We start from the raw sequence: 20,532 nt of genomic DNA, 5'->3' as shown, positions 1-20,532 counted from the left end.
GAAAATTGGTGCTACCACTTTCATCTTTCATCTTTCATCTTTCATCTCTCATCTATCTTATTAGGTGCACTCCCCCATTCAGCACCGACCTTTTCCCACCACATTCCAGCTCAATCGCGTAATAATACACGCCGATATTGGCTTTTTGACCGCGGATGGTGCCGTCCCATTCACTGGTTAGGTCAGTGCCCTGGAAGACCAGGCTACCATAACGGTCGCGAATGAAGAATCGGAGAACGCTTAATTGGCTCCCCTCAGCAGCCATTATTTTGAAAGAATCGTTGATGCGGTCGCCATTGGGCGAAAAGGCATTGGGGACAAAAACGGCCCCGACATTGAGTTTAAGTGTGTAGATGCTGTCACAAAGACCGGGCCGTTGAACGGTTTTGGTATAAGTACCCGATTGGGTGTATCCTTCAACATTCCCGCCCGCACAAATACTCACTTCGCGAGTGTTTTCGGCAATGGTGTTCACGATAAGGTTTAAGGTGCGAATGCTGTCACAACCCGTGCCTCCTGCTCTAAGCGTATCGAGGTAGGTTCCAGCAGCAGTGTATCCCAGGAAGGATTCACCAGCACAAATCCGTTTGTCCAAAATGAATCTTTTCGCATCTGTAGCACTCAGGGTCAAGGTGCGTACACTATCGCAGCCAGTGCTCGATACCAGGGTATCCACATAGGTACCCGGTCGGTCGTAGCCCTCCACTCGCTCTCCAGGACAAATAGAGGCGCTGATGCTGCGGATGGTAGGTGGCAACACAGCCAATTGTAAGACCCGAATGCTGTCACAACCTGCCGGGGTTTGAAAAGTATCCCGATAAATTCCACTGCGGGTATAGCGTTCAAAAGTTTCACCCGAACAAATACTTTGCAACAACTGGGAACTTGCCGGAGGCAAAACCGTAAGCTGCAATATGTGCACACTGTCACAACCATCTCCACCTTGATAACGATTGGTGTAAGTTCCAGAACTGCTGTGACCCGCCAAACTTTTACCAGCGCAAATTTGCGCCAGCTCTTGAGTGGTATCTGGCCTAAATACCGTCAGTCGAACGATACGCAAGCTGTCACAACCTCGAAAATTGCGGAAAGTATCGCGATAAACACCCGTAGCAGTATAACCCAAAAAGGTTTCACCCGCACAAATACGCCGTTCAATCGTGGTCGTGTCTGGTTTAAACACCAACAATTGAATGGTGCGGACACTGTCACACCCTACCGCATTTTTTAATACATCCACATAAGTCCCAGCCTTTGTATAGCCTTCAAAAGATTGCCCAGTACAAATTCCCCGTAAGATATTTGAGGCGCTGTGGGGTAAAACCTGTAGGTTCAAAGTGCGGATGCTATCACAACCCAGGCGGGTTTGAAAAGTGTCAAAATAAGTATTGGTATAGGTATAGCCAAAGGCACTTTGCCCATTACAAATGGCGGTATCCACCGTATACCTGGGGCTGGGGTTCACCGTCAATTGAAAATAACTGACACTATCACATCCCCTGGCCGTGCGGATGGTATCGGCATAAAAGCCCGCTATACTGCGTTTACGGTACACTTCGCCGTCACAAATGCTAACGGGTTTGGCAATTTTTTCGGGTAAGGTATAGGAGTTGTACAGATCCAACAATTCCTGATCGGATACGGCTTTGTTGTAAATGTAGAGCTCGTCAATGATGCCAATGAAAAATTCTTCTGCACCAGGTTCATCGTGGCCCACTACCACAGGGGCATTGTTCTGGCGTACCGCAGTAAAAGGCAGGGTAATGCTGGCCAACAAATTGCCATTCAAAAAAATGTCCAGTTTGCCCCGATTGAAACGCCAGACCACAAAATTCCATTCATTGAGTTTGACCGCAAAAGGCGCCTGGTTCACAAACACCTGGGTCGGGTTGGCGAATAGCCCCGGTTGGGTGTAGCGCACATAGGGAATCAAACTCCCACCCTGATAAGCCAGGTTGAAGGGTGTATTCAAGGAGTTGGAATTGGACTTGGTAATGATGGAGACCGTATTGCCGCTGGTAGCAGTGGGAAAAACCCAACAGGCAAAAGTAAACTCGGATGTGAGGTTGTTGATGTCTGATACGTTGGGGATTTCAAAGTAGTCATTGCCATCCAATTGGTAAGCAGAGCCTTTGATACCTGGCACGCAGCGGGGATTGCCAAAAATCTGGGCATCATTGCGCAAACTGCTTTTATCCTCAGCAGTGCCTTCAAAAGGATAATAGCCAATAGGTGCGGTTTGTCCGCCCAGCCACAGGGGCAGGCAGAGCAACAATAGAAGTTGGGGGCGCATTTGTGAATCGGTTAGTGGGACAATTGGGGAAAGTTAGGAAATTGTGGGGAGATTGGCAAGGGGGGATTTTTTGAGCCTGCTTGAGCACAGGTTTTTTCCTAATTTTACTTGGAACAAAACACGTATTAAAAAGCTATAAACATCAACCAATGAAAACCACCCTTTTCAACCGCCGCCGCTTTCTCAAAGAAACCGCCACCACTGCTACCGGGATGGCCATCCTGTCTTCCCTGCCCCACACCACTTTTGCCAAAACAGTCGCCGAACCCCGCATCAAATTCTCCGTCATCGGCCTCAACCACGGCCACATCTATGGCATGGTCGAAGCAGTGACCCGAGGTGGTGGACAATTGGTGGCTTTTTACGCCAAAGAACCGGATCTGGTCGCCGCTTTTGCCAAAAGATACCCCAACGCCAAACTGGCCAAAGACAAGCGCGAAATCCTGGAAGACAACTCAATCCAACTCATCATGAGCGCGGGTATCCCCATCGAGCGGGCACCCTTGGGCGTCGAAGTGATGCAGCATGGCAAAGATTACCTGGTGGACAAACCTGGCGTGACCAGTTTGGCTCAACTCAAAAAAGTACGCGCAGTACAACAAGCCACCAAACGCATCTACTCCATCATGTACAGCGAAAGACATGAAAACCGCGCCACGGTGAAAGCGGGAGAGTTGGTCAAAGCGGGTGCCATTGGTAAAGTGATTCAAACCATCGGCATGGGGCCCCACCGCATGAATGCCCCTACTCGACCGTCCTGGTTTTTTGACGTTAAAAACTACGGCGGCATCATTACCGATATCGCTTCCCATCAATTTGACCAGTTCCTCTTTTTTACGGGTTCGACCCAAGCGGAGATTGTCGCATCACAAGTTGGCAATGTCAATCACCCCCAATATCCCCAGTTTGAAGACTTCGGGGATGTGATGATCAAGGGCAATAAAGGCACGGGTTACATTCGAGTGGATTGGTTTACGCCAAATGGCTTAAAAACCTGGGGCGACGGGCGACTGACCATTTTAGGCACGGAAGGCTACATCGAAATCCGCAAAAACATCGACATTGCCAGCCACGACAACGGCAATCACCTCTATCTCGTGAATCAAAAAGAAACCCAATACATCGATTGCAATCAGGTACCGCTGCCTTTTGGGACTTTATTGGTCGATGATGTGGTGAATCGGACGGAAACGGCGATGCCGCAGGCGCATTGCCTTTTGGCGACGGAGTTGGCTTTGAAAGCGCAGAGCATGGCTAAACCGATTCAATTGGATAAAGCTTAATGCTTAGGTGTTTCTTTAGTGTCTTAGGTTTCTTAGGTGGTGAAAATAATGCTCTTCTGCGCAGAGCTCCTTTCTTTTTCACCACCTAAGACACCTAAGACACTGAAGAGACACCTAAGAACATTATTTACTTTTCCAGGACGTCCTTCAACTGCGCCAAAGACTTCTCATATTCCGTGCCAATCATATCATCCATACTCATAAACAAACCCATAAAATTCATCGGGTAGCTCATTTTACCACTTATGGCCCAGGTCACCTGCGTAGTGGAATCGCTGAGCATTTTGGTGGCAAGGTAAGCTGGAGCGGTAGAGGCCATCATACCTTTAAAATGCATGTCAATGTCCACACGTTCTCCTTCGGCAATTTTGGTGATGACCTGTTCACCATCGCCCATCACTTTACTTTCCCAGCCATAAATGGTGCCAACCGTGCCATCCTTACCTTTGTACCATTCTTTCATTTTAGGGTCAGTCTGACTAAAGCTGCTCCAGCTTTTTTGGTTTTTGAGTAATTTTACATAGTCAAAAACCTCTTGATTTGGTTTGTTGATGGTAACAGAGCGCTCCACTGCAAAATCTTTTTTGACAAAAAGTGCAATGACCAAAACCAATGCGATCAGGGCAACAATGCCCAATAGGATCATTTTAAGTGCTTTCATGTTGCTAGAGTTTTAAAACAATTATCAATTCAATCAATACAAAAACAAAGGTAAGTTTATTTTTAAAACAAAAAAATGGAAATCTCGCCAAAATAGCGGGGTGATTGCGCCAAGTTTGGACAATTGAAGCAGAATCCTGGGTTTAGTACCCCAATCTTGCATTAAGCCGAAAAATTTCAACACGCTTATGGCTATTTGAGTATCGGGTTTATATCTTTGCGCTTTTAAACCCAATTGCTGATGCAGCACGTATCCGAACCGGAAATCAATGCCCAAGTGGCCCAAAACCTGGGACTCACCGAGGAAGAGTTTGACCGGATTGTCAAAGTCATGGGGCGTACGCCCAATTTTACGGAGTTGAGTATTTTCTCCGTCATGTGGTCTGAACACTGTTCTTACAAACATTCTATCCACTGGCTCAAGACCTTACCTCGCGACGGCAAACGTCTGTTGGTAGGTGCCGGGGAAGAAAATGCCGGCCTCGTCGACATTGGCGATGGTCTGGCTTGTGCCTTCAAAATAGAATCTCACAACCACCCTTCTGCCATTGAGCCTTATCAAGGGGCTGCAACCGGCGTTGGGGGGATCCACCGCGATATTTTCACCATGGGTGCCAGGCCAATTGCGGCTCTCAATTCTCTGCGTTTTGGCAACCTCGACCTTGCCCATACCCAACACCTGATTAAAGGGGTAGTAAAAGGCATTGGCGACTATGGCAACTCCTTTGGGGTGCCTACCGTCGGCGGCGAGGTGTACTTCAACGACTGCTACAACCAAAATATCCTGGTGAACGCCATGTCGGCAGGGATCGTCCGGGTGGGCCAAACGGTTTCAGCCATTGCCGAAGGGGTAGGCAATCCAGTATTCATCGTCGGTTCCGCCACGGGCAAAGATGGCATCCACGGTGCCACTTTTGCTTCAGCTGATTTGACTGAAGATTCAGTAAACGACTTGCCTGCAGTACAGGTGGGTGACCCTTTTCAGGAAAAACTCCTGTTAGAAGCTTCATTGGAAGTGATCAAAACGGGCGCAGTAGTGGGCATGCAAGACATGGGCGCTGCGGGCATCACCTGTTCTACTTCCGAAATGAGCGCCAAAGGCAAGTGTGGCATGCGCATCGATTTGAGCAAAGTACCCACCCGCCAGGCCAATATGAAAGCCTGGGAAATTTTGTTGTCGGAAAGCCAGGAACGGATGTTGATCGTGGTACACCTGGGTCAGGAGCAAAAAGTGCTAGATGTATTCGACAAATGGGACCTCGAGTGTGAACAAATTGGAGAAGTTACGGGCACGGGTCGTCTCGAATTTTACCACCACGACGAACTGGTGGCCGATGTACCTGCCGAACCCCTGGTGTTGGGCGGCGGCGCACCCGTTTACCAACCCGAATACCAGAAGCCCAAATACATTGATCAGGTCAATAAGTTCAATGTCAAAAGCATCAACCAACCCAAAGACCTGAAAAAGATTGCGCGGACGGTGTTCTCCTCGCCCAATATCGTATCCAAACGTTGGATTTACGAGCAGTACGACTCCATGGTGCGCACCAACAACATGGGTACCAATGCTCCCTCGGATGCCTCGCTAGTGCGGGTCAAAGGCACGAATAAAGCCTTAGCGCTTACCGTAGACTGCAACTCAACCTATGTATATGCCGATCCCTACACTGGTGCCATGATTGCAGTAGCGGAAGCTGCCCGCAACATCGTTTGTTCGGGCGGTACTCCTGTGGCTATTACCAACTGTTTGAACTTTGGTAGCCCCAAAAACCCGGAGGTATACTGGCAATTCGTCAATGTCATCAAAGGGATGGGCGATGCTTGTCGAAAGTTTGATACCCCGGTAACCGGCGGGAACGTGAGTTTTTACAACCAGTCGGTGTTCAAAGACCGCACTGAACCCATCTACCCGACCCCAACCATTGGCATGTTGGGTATCCTGGAGGATGTAAAATTCCAAATGACCCTCAATTTCAAAAAAGACGGCCATTTGATCTACGTGATCGGTACCCCTCAAAACGACATCAACAGCTCGGAATACCTGCGTTTGGTGCACAAGGTGCAATTGTCACCTGCACCTGGCATTGATTTGGACGAAGAATTCCACATCCAGTTGAACATCTCCAAATTGATCCGCCGCCGCTTGATTGAGTCGGCACACGATATTTCGGAAGGTGGCCTGTTTGCTTGTTTGGTAGAATCAGCATTAGCGGGCAATATTGGCTTCGAAGTAGAAACCGACGACAATTTCCGCAAAGATGTATACCTTTTCAGCGAAAGTCAAAGCCGGATTGTGGTGACCACTACACCTGAAAAAGAAGATGACCTGGTCAACTACCTCAACACCCATAATGTTCCTTTTACCAGAATCGGTGAGGTGACGGGAAAACGTGTCCTGGTAGATGGCGAAGACTACGGCCCGCTGAACGAATGGAAAACCATTTATGACCAAACTTTGGGTCAAAAAATGGAAAATGCTATTTAACATTAAATGATCAATCGCATGAACCGCTACATTCAAGTCTTGGCACTTGCACTGTTGTCTCTAGGTTTCTGGAGTTGTACACCTAAAGGCACCACCATTGAAGGCACCATCAAGGGTGCCGAAAACTTGCAAATCTTCGTTGATGAAGTAGCCATTGGCCGAGCGAGTACCGTTATGTCCAAAGCGGACATCAATGGCAGTGGAAAATACTCCATCAATTTTCCTGAAGGGCTCAAATCCGGAATTTATAACCTGCGCGTAGGTGCCAAACGCATCAACCTCGTGATGAACGGCAGCGAAAAAGTAGTGACAGTGAATGGCGATTTGAACACTTTCCAGGACTATGCTGTAGAAATTCAAGGCTCCAAAGACAGCAAAATGCTGGCGGATTGTGCCAAACGCATCATGGAACGCAGCATGTCGGCCAACGACGTAGGTACTTTTGTGGATACCACCAAAAGCCCACTGGTGGGTGCCTTTTTGGCGTACTTGTCCTTGGGCAATGCCGGGGCGTATCTTGGCACCCAAAAACGCGCTTTGGAAAAATTGCAACAAGCTGATCCTAATTCCAGCATCGCAGCAGCCTACTCTGAATACCTGTCCGTGATTGAAGCGCAGTACATTGCAGAACAAAGCAATCAGGTGGTGCAAGTCGGCAAACCTGCGCCAGATATTGATCTGCCCGATCCCAGTGGCAAAAGAATCAAATTGTCTGACTTGAAAGGGAAAGTGGTGTTGTTGGATTTTTGGGCCAGCTGGTGTGGACCTTGCCGGGGCGAAAACCCGAACGTAGTAGCAGTTTACAACAAATACAAAGACAAAGGATTCACCATCTTCAGTGTATCGCTGGATGGTTTCGACGACCGCCGGACTCAGGGTGCTACTCCCGCCCAAGTCAGTGAAGCACGTCAAAGAGGCAAAGAAGCCTGGGTTCAGGCCATCAAAGCGGATAACTTGACTTGGCCTTACCATGTCAGCGATCTCAAACACTGGGGTGCTGTACCTGCCGCAATCTATGGCGTACAAGGCATTCCTCGGGCCTTCATGATCAACAAAGAGGGTTTGGTGGTAGCTACGGAAGTACGTGGTGCCGCTAATATTGAAGCAGAATTGCTGAAGCATTTGTAATGCTAATAGCTTTTTAAATACTGGAAAAGGCAGCAAGGACTAGATTCTTGCTGCCTTTTTTATTATCAGGTTGCCAGATATATTTTTGTTCTCTTTAGAAAAAAATCTACCTTCACCTGCACACCATCGCAGGACCATGTCCAGAAGTTTCGCTGGTGCATCCTAGTAAACACCTACATTGATCCTTATGAAATCAGGCATTTTTTACGGCTGGCGCATCGTCCTTATTGCGCTGATTGGGCAGTTTTTGAGCGTAGGCTCGCTGCTGGTGTATTGTTTTGGCGTGTTTGTCAAACCACTGGCCGAGGCTTTTAAAACCGACCGAGGGTCAATTTCACTGGCGGTTTCATTGGTGAGTGTAGGTGTTGCGCTGGGTTCGCCCATCTCCGGGCGTTTGATCGATAAATTGGGTGGAAAAAAAGTCATTTCCTTTGCCTTGATTGGCATGGCGATTTGTTTGTTTGCGCTCTCACGGGTACAAGCCCCGATCATTTCCCTCTACATCTGTTATTTTTTGGGTGGCTTCATCGGATCGGGCAACTCCCCTCTGGCTTACTCCCGGATAGTGGCCAACTGGTTCAATCAAAACCGGGCGCTGGCCATTGGACTGGGCAATGCAGGGGTAGGTTTGGGGGCTTTGTTGATTCCCTTATTGGCGCAATTCCTGATTCAGTCCGCCGATTGGCGGCAGGTATACATCTTTTTGAGTCTGGCTTGTGTGCTGATTGCCCTACCAATCGTGCATTTTTTCCTCAAAAACAGTCCCGAAGAAATGGGCATGCAGCCCCAGGGACATATTGAAATTTCTGCTACTGAAAATAGTGCCATGAGCATTGGTGCCGCGGCGGCAACCCGGAGTTTTTGGCTCCTGAGTTTGTCCATTATGTGTGTGGCAGTCAGTTGTACGGGGATCATGACCCACCTTTCGGCGATGTTGACCGACCGGGGTTTGACCCCTCAAATTGCGGCCTTGGCCATTTCTTTGTTTGGCGGAGCATCCTTGGTGGGACGCATCGCGAATGGTTTTTTGGCGGATCGTTTTTCAGCGCCACTTGTTGCCGCTGGGATTTTTAGCGGAGCAGCCATCGGGATTTTGTTGCTTTGGTTGTACCCAACCGGATTCACGGTGTATTTGGCCACAGTGATGATTGGCCTGGCCATGGGTGCCGAATCCGACATCATGCCGTACATGGTCAGTCGTTTTTTTGGCATGCGTTCGATGGGTACGGTGTATGGGTTTGTTTTTTCAGCATATACGATTGGCGCGGCGTTTGGGCCGCTGTTGTTTGGGGTGGGTTTTGACAAAACGGGGTCTTATCAGTTTTCATTGTTGGTGGGTTTGGGGCTGATGATCGTGGCGATTGGATTGATGCTGGTGTTGCAGAGAAACACAAAGGCAGTATAAAATTAACCAAAGCGACATGGTTTCACAAAGGACACCAAGGCAGCACAATGGGCACAAAGTTAGACGTTGACAATGCTTTGTCCTTGGTGCTGCCTTGATTGGTGTTATATTTTTACAAAAATCCGCTTCCGATACATCCAATCCAGCACCAAAAACTGCACAGCCAAAAACACCGTACCACTCACCAAAGTCCGATACGCCTCTCCAAATACCTGATCGTACTGCGGATGAACATTGATACGGAAGGAGGAATCGATGAAACCAATCACGGTATGCGCCAATACATACGCGGCGATGGAATTCATGCCCAGTACCTTAAAGACATAAAACCAACGGCCCTGCTGCTTCAAATCTGCTACATAATAAAAACCTGCCAACAGGATAAAACACCAACCACCGCTGAACAAAGTCCAACTCGGCGTCCAAATGCGTTTGACATTGGGACAAATACCCAAGATGCTCAACAGGAACCCCGCAGCCAGAAAAATCACCCCAAACAGCAACAACTTACGCATCAGCAAGCGAGTAGATTCTGCGGTTTTGAGCCATTGTCCGGCAATCAATCCCAAAATCATGGTGCCCAGGGTCGGGATAAAACTGAGCGTCGCGTAACCGCCACCATTGTAGCGAAAAATATTTTCACGGGGGAAAATATTCAAAAACCAGCGGTCGAAAGCCCAGGCGGCATTGGTGTTTTTGTTCCAATGTGCCGCGAAACCTTTCGCATGATGCGGCCAATCCGCTGCTACCCCCGCCTCAGCCCAATTGAAATCGGGGCCAGGTAAAGGATAAAAAACAAACACCGCCCAATACGCCAGCAAAATGGCTGCAAAGGCAATCCACTGCCAACGTTCTTTGACCCATCCCAGGGCAAACAAAAAAACATACCCCAAACCAATCTGGGTCAGGGTGTCTTCAAAGGTAAAATTGGTCTGTTTGGCGTACATCGAGCGCAGGAAAATGCCCAATAAAATCAGGATCAGCGCCCGGCGAAAAGTATGCCCCCAAACCTGCCAGTTGTTTTGCCCACTGGCTTGCCGGCTGGCCAATGAATAAGGCAAGGCCACGCCCACCAAAAAGGAAAAGGATGGCTGGATCAAATCGTGCAAAGAGCAGCCTACCCAGGGTACATGGCTCTGGTGAAAATGCAAAAAGGACCAAAAGCCACTATCGGGAAAAGCTTTGGCGACGTGGCCAAATTCCCATACTTCGGCCATCATCAGAAACATAACAAAACCCCGGTAGATGTCGACGGAGGCGAGACGGGTAGGCAGAGGGACGCTAGGCATAGATGTAGGTGTTTGTGCGTAATAGTTTTCCACCCCACCTTCGGTGAAGTGTTTTTTTGAAACTCAGCCACAAATGACACAAATTTTCACAAACTAAGGCACAAACTTGCGTTTGTGCTCCCCAGACGGACGAAGTTCGTTCCTTAATTTGTGAAAATTTGTGTCATTTGTGGCTAAAAAAAATTATTGCTCATCGCCGAAGGCGAGGTGCTGAACTTCTACATTTTTTCTCAACCAAAAATAGCTTTTTTCCATACCAATTCGAACTTACAATCCAAATAAGCTATCTTGGTCGACACTAAGTATGACGCAAAAAATTACTTCCCGATTTTTTTTGAGGCTTTTGAATAGGAAGCTCACTTGAAATGAACCGTTCGACTTCCTATTCAAAACCCAAATCGGGAAGTTAATTTTTCTGCGTTACCAAAATCATCCTCCATGCCCTTCTTTCAAGACCCACTGGCCATTTTTGCCGTGCTGATGCTCAACATCATCCTGTGTGAGCAATTGACCAAATTGCCCTATTTCCGAGCCTTTGGCAGTGCCTTGTTGGTGATCATCACCACGGCGATCACCGCCAATTTGGGCATCATTCCCTCCGCCAGTACCCCCGCGCCATTGTACGATGGAATTTTCACCTACCTGGCCCCTCTGTCCATTTTTTACCTGTTGCTCACCGTCAATTTGCGTGGCCTGAAAAAAGCAGGTGCACCAATGATTTTGTTTTTTTTGCTGGGTGCGTTTGGAACCATGCTGGGCATATTGGCGGGCATGTATCTGATCAAAGGGCCGGAAAGTTTGGGCGATTCATTTTTTGCCCTGGGCGGTATGTTTACTGGAACGTACATCGGTGGCAGCAGCAATTTTAATGCACTGGCGCTACATTATAATGTCAACAAGGAAGGAAACTTATACGCAGCGGCTACTGCTGCCGACAACATCATCACCGCCTTGTGGATGGTGGTGACCCTTTTGTTGCCCCCCTTGTTGCAGCGCTATTTTCCTCGCCAACAAAAAGGGCCACTGGAGGCCGAGGAACAACAACGCCTAACGGATGAAGCCCACGCCCACGTCAACGACCAGGAGCAACTCAATCCGCTGGAATTGAGCATCCTGCTGGGTGTAGGGGCATTGGCCTTGTACATTTCTCAATGGTTCGCCACTCTATTCCCGGGTATACCCATGATCATTTTTTTGACCACCCTGGCCCTGATTTTGGCTCAGTTTCCACTGGTTCAGCGTTTGCGGGGATTGCGCTTGATTGGGATGTTCTGCATCTACTTGTTTTTGGCAGTCATCGGGGCCTATTGCGATTTGGCGGCCTTGATGCGGGATGGGCAATTGGCCATTTCCATGCTGATGCTGGTGACGGTGCTGATACTCATCCACGGCAGCGTACTTTTTGGCATTGGTGGCCTGCTCAAACAGGATTGGGATGTTCTATCCATTGCTTCACAGGCCAATGTTGGGGGTTCGGCATCCGCCTTGGCTTTGTCTAAAGGGCTTAACCGGGCCGATTTACACTTGCCAGCCATCCTCGTTGGGGCCTTAGGGAACGCTGTTGGCACCTATTTTGGCATTTTGATTGCTGAGTATTTGCGAACCTGGGGATGATTTTTACAAAAAAATTGTCTTTCTGATTGAATTTTTCAACTTTTTATTTATTTTTGAGCGGAAACACCTTTTAAGAGCACATTAAGTTATGCTCAAACTCTAAAAAACAAAAAAATGGCTTTAAACTATCTAATCGTCTTTCTTACCGGATTGATCCCACTCCTGACAGGTTTTGTCTGGTACAACCCTAAGGTATTTGGCAATACCTGGATGAAAACAGCTGGAGTCACGCCCGAACAAGGCAAAAAGATGAACATGCTTTTGGTCTTTGGACTGACCTATTTCTTTGGGCTCATGTTGTCGATGATCTTGTTTTCGGTTGTCATTCACCAAACCCACCTTTATTCGATCTTATTAGGCACGCCCGGTTTTGGACAAGAAAATTCGGAGATAATGAACTACATCGAGGAGTTCATGGCCAAATACAGCGGCAATTACCGCAGCTTCAAACACGGTGCACTGCATGGAACCATTGCGGGCGTATTTTTTGCGCTACCTGTCATTGCAGTCAACGCGCTATTTGAAATGAAGGGTTTCAAATACATTGCGGTGAATGCCGGATTCTGGATTCTGAATTTGATGTTGATGGGTGGAATTATTTGTGCGTTTGGGTAGTTTTTATCCGTAAAAAATAGGAATCCTTGTTCTTGAATGAAGGGTTCCTGTTTTTTATGCACGCTTAAAAAACTAAACTATTCCTGAAAAAACCCAGCTTTTCCTCCTATATTCGCGGCTTAACCTTTACTGAAGACCATGAATTCCAAGCCGCTCCTTTGCATCTTCCTGAGTGTCATTGCTTTGACCAGTTTTGCCCAAAAAAATAAAAAAGCGCCTCAGATCACTCCACCGGCTCAGACCGCCTCCGCACCGATCAGTACACCCTTGACTACCAACCAACTCAAAGCGCTCAAATACCGCTTTGTAGGGCCAAGTCGTGGGGGTCGTTCCACCGCGGTGGAAGGCGTACGGCAAGAACCCAATACCTTTTACATGGGGGCAACGGGTGGTGGTGTTTGGAAAACAAGCGATGCAGGTTTGACCTGGAACAACATTTCCGATCAAGACATCAAAACCGCTTCGGTGGGTGCCATTGCTGTTGCTCCTTCTGATCCCAATGTAGTGTATGTCGGAATGGGTTCAGCCGATCCTCGCGGCAACGTCATTCCGGGTGATGGAATGTATCGGAGTACCGATGCAGGCGCACATTGGAAGCAAATTGGCCTGGAAAAAGCCGGACAAATTGGCAAAATTGTAGTGCACCCCCAGAATCCAGACCAGCTTTACGTAGCCGTATTGGGCAACGTATTTGGCCCCAGTGATCAACGCGGCATTTTCCGTAGCAAGGACGGCGGCAAAACCTGGGAAAAAATCCTCTACGTCAACGATAAAACGGGCGCCATTGAACTAGTGGCCGACCCCAGCAATCCGCGCATTCTCTACGCTGGTTTTTGGACCGCCGAGCGCAAATCCTGGACCTTTATCGACGGCAGTGCCGATGGAGGTGTTTGGAAAAGCTTCGACGGAGGTGATACCTGGGAAAAACTGGGCGGAGGTCTACCCACTGGCCTGGTTGGTCGCGTTGGCATCGCCGTTTCTCCAGTAAAACCCTCCCGGGTTTGGGTCCAAATGGAAGCCCAGGAAGAAACCAAAGGTGGTTTGTATCGCTCGGATGATGGAGGGAAAAGTTTCACCAAGGTTTGCCGCGACCACAGCATCCGCCAACGCGCCTGGTACTACTCGCGCATTTATGCTGACCCCAAGGACGAAAACACAGTGTACAACCTCAATACCAGTTTTATGAAATCCATTGATGGGGGCAAAAGTTTCACCCGCATCTCTGTGCCTCACGGCGACACCCACGTGTTGTGGATCAACCCCGACAACCCCAACCTGATGGTACAAGGCAACGACGGTGGAGCCTGCGTGACCCTCAATGCTGGCCGCACCTGGAGCAGCCAACTCAATCAGCCTACTACCGAGTTTTACCGCCTTACCCTCGACAATCAGTTTCCCTACCGCTTGTACAGCGCCCAACAAGACAACTCTACCATCTCAATACCCAGCCGTTTCGACAATGCTTTGACTCCACAGGAGTTATGGCACGAAGTGGGCGGCGGCGAAAGTGGCCACATTGCCGTTGACCCGCGCAATCCCAATATCGTTTACGCGGGCAATTATATTGGTCAAATCACCAAAACGGATTTGAGTCGGGGACATCGCCGCGATGTAGTGGCATATCCTCAAATGCATGATGGCACTGCACCCCGCGACATTCGCTACCGCTTTCAGTGGAATGCGCCCATCCGGGTTTCTCCACACAATCCTGAGGTGGTCTACCACTGTTCGCAGTATGTGCACCGCTCCCCCGACGGCGGTCGGACCTGGGAAGTCATTAGTCCCGATTTGACCACTGACAAAGACAAATTCCAGGATATCCCTGGTGGCCCGATTCAGCACGACCACACTGGGGTTGAGTTGTATACCACCATTTTTGCCTTTGAAGAATCTGCCCAAACCGCTGGTGAACTCTGGGCGGGTAGCGACGACGGCCGGGTGCACCTTTCCCGCGACAACGGCAAAAACTGGAAAGAAATCACCCCCAGCAACATTCCACTGGAAGGCACCGTGAACATGATCGAGCTCTCCAGCCATGCCCCAGGGCGCGCACTTATCGCGGTACACAAATACCGTGAAAACGACTTCAAACCTTACATCTTTTTGACCAACAACTACGGCCAAAACTGGACCCTGCTGAGCGATGGCAAAAATGGCATCCCGGCTGATCACTACGTCAAAGTGGTGCGGGAAGACCCCAAACGTAAGGGTTTGTTGTACGCTGGAACCGAATACGGCATGTATGTGTCTTTTGACGAAGGCAAAAACTGGCAAAATTTCCAATTCAACTTGCCACCTGTGTCTATCGCAGACCTGGCTTTGAAAAACGATGACTTGGTGTTGGCCACCCACGGCAGGGGTTTTTGGATCCTAGATGACCTCACGCCCTTGCACACTATTCCTCAAAACATCGACGCTGCAGCCACCTTATTCAAGCCTCGCGTGGCCTATCGAAATCAGTTCAGCGGATTCCGTGGAGCTGCTGCACCTGATCCTAGCCCCAACGGAGCTATCCTGTATTATTTTACAGCGGAAAAAAAGGCGGGTGACACCGCAGTGATGCGACTCTCGATCATTGATCCTCAAGGCAAAACGAGAAAAGTGTACACTTCCAGCCCTGGTGCCAACGAAGAGCTGTTGCCCTGGCGCAGTGGCCTCAACCGCCTGGAATGGGACATGACGTATGAAGGCCCCGAAGCCTTATCTGGCGCTCAATTTTCACTGGCTGACATGAGCCCAGTAAAGGCGATGCCTGGTGCACACAAAATTGTGCTGGAATACAAAGGCATTCGGCAGGAGCAAGTCCTCGAAATCAAAAAAGATCCCCGCTGGGTTCAAAGTGACGCCGACTTGCAAGCCCAATACGAACTGGCCATGCAAGTAAAGGAATTGTTCAACACTTGCCATACTACCATCGCTGATTTGCGTTCCTGGCGTACCCAGATCAAAGATGTGTTGGAACGCAGCGGTAAATACAAACCCAATGTGGCCAAAGCCATCAAAACGGCTGGTGACCCTCTGATCAAATCTTTGAACGATTTGGAGGAAAAATTGATCCAAACCAAAAGTGAGGTCGGGCAAGATCCCATCAATTACCCTTCTCAAATCGACGACCAGATGGCTTATTTGTACTCGATTGTAAACAACCAAGACGATCGCCCCAACGCTGGTTGTTATGAAAGACTGGAAGACCTGAAAAAAACTTTTGCCCCCTTGCAAAACCAATTGAAAGCGATCAAGGCCAACGACGTAGCGGCGTTCAACCGCTTGTTGCAGCAACAAAGCATTCAATTGATCATGACTAAAGAAAGGTAAATAACTTATGTCTTTTCCACTTAAAGACTTAGAACGATACATCCACCCCACCATTTTGGAACGGGGTAAACTCATGTTTTTGGAAGACGCCGTGCAGGAATTAGCTCCCGCAGGCCCCAACCAATGGCAAGCCCTGGTGCGTGGCGACAGCGACAAATACCGCGTTGACCTCCTGCTGGAGGACGGCAAAATTGAAGAACACGATTGTTCCTGTCCCTATTACGCTGGCCCGATTTGTAAGCACCGCGTAGCGGTATTTATGGAATTGCGGGAAAAGTTGGAAAAGAATCCAATCATTGTGCAGGCTTTGTCCGTCCGTAAATCGGCTGAACAATTGTACCGGGATTATCGGGCTCTTTCTCCTGATGACAAATTGGTCCTGCGCATCCTGGCCATCGCCTACGAGGGCATGAACATCAACAAGTTCAGTTACATCATCACCGATGCGCGGTTTAAGGTGAGTTTCAGCCAGGCGACTTTGCGCAACAACCTGAATCGGCTGGTGCAAAGTGGGTATTTAACCCGCGAAAAAGCCGATCGCTACGTAGTCGACCCTGAATTTGCCGATTATTTGCTCGATCAGGAATTTTTGACCGAGCCCGATTTTGTCAAAGCCATTCCTTCGGTCAAACGTTTTTCTGACTCCGAATGGTGGCTGACCAATTCGCCGGATAAATCCAAACGGGCCTTTCGCAATGCGCGACTGGCCTATTACCAAAACGACCTGGCGACTTTTACAAAGGAAATTCAGATTGCCGAAACCCATTCGCCCAAAACGGGTGAGCCCATTTGGCGCGTCTTTTTGCCGTCGGTTTTTGACAAAAGTAAGTTAGAAAAAGCTCCCTCGGGCATTCGGCATCAATTGCTGATCACCCACCTGACCCACGTACTGCTGTATTTGGAGCCACTCGATGGGTATTATAAATATTTGTTGGACCTCAAAAACTTGCCCAGCCAGCCGGATCAACGCAGTTCAATTTTGCGTTTGATGTGCCAAATCGCCGTTTTTCAGGGCGATTGGGATACTGTAGGTAAACTATCCTCGGCGCTCGACGAGTTTGGGCAATACGGTTTTGCGGCCCAGCATCATTTTGTGAAAGGCAAATACGCTGAAGCAGCCCTGGGTTTTGATTTGTCCCAAAAAGCGTACCGCAAACAAACCCGCAACAACAAGTCCCTCTTGCCTGCCCTCAATGGCATTTTTTATTTATTGGCGCGCTGCAAGGATTTGGACATGGGTGCTTCAAACACTTTGCTTGAAGAACTTCGCCGGCAAATCAAACAAGAAGGCAACTATACCGCCATATACATGTACCTGGAGGCGGTCTTGGGCTCTTTTACGGGTACTTTAGAGCAAGCCAAACAAACCCTCGGTTTTCCACCCAACCACAATATTGCCTTGTTTTTCCAAGCCTTGTCAGTAGCTTGGGTAGACGATTCTGCATTGGATGTACCTGAATTAGAAAGTCTCGCGCAAAACCTGGAATCCAAGGGGTATCGCTGGTTGGCCTGGCAACTTTGGGCTACCTTGCACCATTTGGATCCCCAAGATGCCCGCTTGGAAACAAGCATGCAGGCACTGGAACAGGAGGGCGATAACTGGGGCCCCATGATCCAGATTTTCCCCAAAGTAGAAATGTGGGAAAGTGCCCTCAATGCCCTGTTTAACCTTACCGGAAAAATCAAACCCTCGGCAGTTGAAGGAGCAACCCGAGTTATTTGGTTGGTTGATTTTGAACGTTACGATGCCGTGGCCAAAGAACAAACCTTTGGCAAAAAAGGCTGGACCTCTGGGCGCAACATCTCGCTCAACCGCCTGATGAACCGCGAAGTCAAAGGCATGACCGAGCAGGACATGACCGCCGTCAAAAGAGCGGTGACCAGGGTTGGATTTGAACAATTCGAACTCAATACCGAGGCAGTTTTCCCCAGTTTGGTGGGGCATCCCCTTTTGTTTCTGATGAAATCGCCAGAAATTGCGGTACAATTGTTGTCCGAAAAACCAGTGCTCAAAACCCGCGAGGTTGAAGGGGGCTACGAATTGTCTTTTTCCCATGAAATCGACAATGTGGGTTACGAAATCACCAAAGAATCACCCACCCGCTATAAACTGATCGAATACACCGAGGAGCATTATAAAGTGGCCAAAGCGCTACAAAAGCAAAAACTCTTTGTACCCCACCACGCCCAAAGTCGCCTTAAGGATGCCCTGGCGGGATTGATGACCCTGGTAGACGTTGAATCTACCGTAGTAGGGCTCAACGAAGAGGCGCGCGAAGTACCAGCCGACGCCCGCCCCTGCGTCCACCTACTGCCCGTGGGCGATGGCTTCCACATAGAATTGTACGTCAAACCCTTTGCCGACAACCCACCTTATTTGCGGGCAGGTGAAGGTGAGGTCAATTTGGTGGCCAAAGTAGGTGAGGAGTGGTTGCGCACCGAGCGTGATCTGGAAATCGAACTGCTCAAACAAGCGCACTTGCTGGAATCGGTGAGTGTGCTGCGTGACAATATCCCCCACAACAGCATTTGGGAACTGGAAGACGCCGACCTCTGCCTGGAGCTGTTGCTGCAATTGCAGCCTTTCATTGACCAACAGGACATCATTTTGGAATGGCCCAAAGGCGAGAAGTTCCGCATTACGCGGGTAGCTGGCCTGGGGCAATTCAGCATGAAGATCAGTTCAGGACAGGATTGGTTCAATGTCAATGGCGAGTTGCGGGTAGATGAAAACATGGTGCTGAACATGCGCCAGTTGATCGAGTTGTCACAGCAAAAACGCAATGGGTTTGTCGAAATCGGCCCCGGACAGTTTTTGGCGCTGACCGAAGAATTCCGCCGCCGCTTGCAAGAAATTAACGCGCTGATGTCGCCCAACAAGGATGGCAGTTACCAATTGCATCCCTTAGCCGCACCTGCCTTGGATGGTTTTGCCTCCTTGCTGGATCAGGTGGAAGCAGACAAACGTTTCAAAGAGTCAATTCAAAGGATGAAAGATGCCTTTGAACGGAACTATACGGTGCCAGAAAGCTTTCGGGCTACCTTGCGGGAATACCAGATTGAAGGGTTTGAATGGTTGTGTCGCCTCTCGGATTGGGGCGTTGGCGCTTGTTTAGCCGATGACATGGGTTTGGGAAAAACCGTACAAGCCCTGGCCTTGCTGCAATTGCGCGCCGAACAAGGCCCCGCCCTGGTGGTCGCTCCTGCTTCGGTTTGTCGCAACTGGGTAGCCGAAATCGGCAAATTCACCCCCAACCTCACCCCCATTCTGTTTGGGGAGGGAGATCGCGATGCCGAAATTGAAAAAGCCAAAGCGGGTCAAATCCTCATCACCACTTACGACCTGATGACGCGTGAAGCGGATAGTTTTGCCCAAAAACACTTCTCTACCATCATCCTGGATGAGGCGCAGGCCATCAAAAACCGCAGCACCAAACGTTCAGAAACTGCTATGCGTTTGCAAGGCGGTTTTAAACTCATCACCACGGGTACGCCACTGGAAAACCACCTGGGCGAATTGTGGAACCTCTTCCAGTTCATCAATCCCGGTTTACTGGGTTCGATGGACAGCTTCAACGAACGTTTCGCAGTGCCCATCGAACGGATGGGCGATAGCAGCCGCCGTGACCAATTGCGGCGTTTGATTCAGCCCTTTATTCTGCGCCGCCGCAAGGATGAGGTACTGAAAGAATTGCCCGAAAAGACCGAAATTACGCTGACCGTAGAACTGAGCGGCGAAGAAAGAGCCTTCTACGAAGCGCTACGCCGCAAAGCTCTGGAGGAACTGGAGCAATCCATCGAGGGCATGCAGGGTGGGCAAAAACACTTGCGCATCCTGGCCGAAATCATGCGCCTGCGGCGGGCGGCTTGCCACCCGGGGATGGTAGACAAACAGTTTGTGAAAGACCAAAGTGCGAAGTTGCGGCTGTTTGGAGAAATTGTGGAGGAGTTGCTGGAAAACAACCACAAGGCACTGGTGTTCAGCCAATTTGTGGACCACTTGCACATCCTGGAAAATTACATCAAAAGTAAAGGCATCAGCTATCAATACCTGGACGGGCAGACTCCCCTACCCTTGCGCCAAAAACGCATTGAAGCCTTCCAAGCGGGTGAGGGCGACCTTTTCCTGATCAGCCTCAAGGCCGGTGGCGTGGGTCTCAACCTGACCGCTGCCGATTACGTGATCCACATGGATCCTTGGTGGAACCCAGCTGTAGAGGATCAGGCAACCGACCGGGCGCACCGCATCGGGCAGGAGAAGCCGGTCACGGTGTATCGCCTGGTGGCGGAGGATACGATTGAGGAAAAAATCTTGAAATTGCACGGGACGAAGCGCGATTTGGCGGATTCGCTGCTGAGCGGTTCGGATGTGAGTGCAAGGTTGTCGGCAGATGATTTGTTGAATTTGTTGAAGGAGCGGTAGTAAACAAAACTCCCACCTTAAG

11 protein-coding genes are annotated in these 20,532 nt (G+C 49.4%); 8 read left to right on the top strand and 3 right to left on the bottom strand.

The window, feature by feature from the left end:
• Positions 1–52: 52 nt before the first annotated feature.
• A complete protein-coding gene (locus tag ACEW9O_RS27315; protein WP_373553405.1) occupies positions 53–2,293 on the bottom strand; it encodes a LamG-like jellyroll fold domain-containing protein in 2,241 nt (746 codons plus the stop codon).
• Between the two features lie 149 nt (positions 2,294–2,442).
• On the opposite strand from ACEW9O_RS27315, the gene ACEW9O_RS27310 reads away from it, so the two are divergent.
• Positions 2,443–3,576, top strand: a complete 1,134-nt coding sequence (locus ACEW9O_RS27310) for a Gfo/Idh/MocA family protein (protein WP_373553404.1) — start codon at positions 2,443–2,445, stop codon at positions 3,574–3,576.
• Positions 3,577–3,703: 127 nt separating this feature from the next.
• Here ACEW9O_RS27310 and ACEW9O_RS27305 read toward each other — a convergent pair whose 3' ends face one another.
• The gene (locus tag ACEW9O_RS27305; protein WP_373553403.1) at positions 3,704–4,237 is read right to left on the bottom strand and encodes an SRPBCC family protein; all 534 of its coding nucleotides are present in this window, start codon (positions 4,235–4,237) and stop codon (positions 3,704–3,706) included.
• Between the two features lie 240 nt (positions 4,238–4,477).
• On the opposite strand from ACEW9O_RS27305, the gene purL reads away from it, so the two are divergent.
• The 3 genes from purL (at position 4,478) to ACEW9O_RS27290 (ending at position 9,254) form a co-directional block, all read left to right on the top strand.
• Complete coding sequence (gene purL, locus ACEW9O_RS27300; protein WP_373553402.1) at positions 4,478–6,721, top strand: phosphoribosylformylglycinamidine synthase subunit PurL; 2,244 nt, start codon at positions 4,478–4,480, stop codon at positions 6,719–6,721.
• A gap of 18 nt (positions 6,722–6,739) precedes the next feature.
• Positions 6,740–7,849, top strand: a complete 1,110-nt coding sequence (locus tag ACEW9O_RS27295) for a peroxiredoxin family protein (RefSeq protein WP_373553401.1) — start codon at positions 6,740–6,742, stop codon at positions 7,847–7,849.
• A 187-nt stretch (positions 7,850–8,036) separates the two neighbouring features.
• Positions 8,037–9,254, top strand: a complete 1,218-nt coding sequence (locus ACEW9O_RS27290; RefSeq protein WP_373553400.1) for an MFS transporter — start codon at positions 8,037–8,039, stop codon at positions 9,252–9,254.
• Positions 9,255–9,358: 104 nt separating this feature from the next.
• Here the strand turns inward: ACEW9O_RS27290 and ACEW9O_RS27285 are convergent, their stop codons facing one another.
• On the bottom strand, positions 9,359–10,543 hold the full coding sequence (locus ACEW9O_RS27285; protein ID WP_373553399.1) for an acyltransferase family protein: 1,185 nt from the start codon (positions 10,541–10,543) through the stop codon (positions 9,359–9,361).
• Positions 10,544–10,981: 438 nt separating this feature from the next.
• Here ACEW9O_RS27285 and ACEW9O_RS27280 point away from each other — a divergent pair, with 438 nt between their 5' ends.
• The 4 genes from ACEW9O_RS27280 (at position 10,982) to ACEW9O_RS27265 (ending at position 20,510) form a co-directional block, all read left to right on the top strand.
• Positions 10,982–12,157 carry a DUF819 domain-containing protein gene (locus ACEW9O_RS27280; protein WP_373553398.1) on the top strand — a complete coding sequence of 392 codons (1,176 nt, stop codon included), beginning with the start codon at positions 10,982–10,984 and terminating at the stop codon, positions 12,155–12,157.
• Between the two features lie 114 nt (positions 12,158–12,271).
• Positions 12,272–12,772 (top strand): DUF1761 domain-containing protein, encoded by a 501-nt coding sequence (locus ACEW9O_RS27275; protein ID WP_373553397.1) that lies wholly within the window; start codon positions 12,272–12,274, stop codon positions 12,770–12,772.
• Positions 12,773–12,910: 138 nt separating this feature from the next.
• Entirely contained in the window at positions 12,911–16,087 is a 3,177-nt protein-coding gene (locus tag ACEW9O_RS27270) for a WD40/YVTN/BNR-like repeat-containing protein (protein ID WP_373553396.1), read from the top strand.
• Between the two features lie 7 nt (positions 16,088–16,094).
• On the top strand, positions 16,095–20,510 hold the full coding sequence (locus ACEW9O_RS27265) for an SNF2-related protein (protein ID WP_373553395.1): 4,416 nt from the start codon (positions 16,095–16,097) through the stop codon (positions 20,508–20,510).
• The last annotated feature ends 22 nt before the right edge of the window (positions 20,511–20,532 follow it).

It is taken from the genome of Haliscomenobacter sp. (assembly GCF_041740695.1).
Lineage (GTDB): Bacteria > Bacteroidota > Bacteroidia > Chitinophagales > Saprospiraceae > Haliscomenobacter.
Note: the sequence above shows the minus strand (reverse complement) of the source record. Positions and strands in the feature narration are given on the sequence as shown.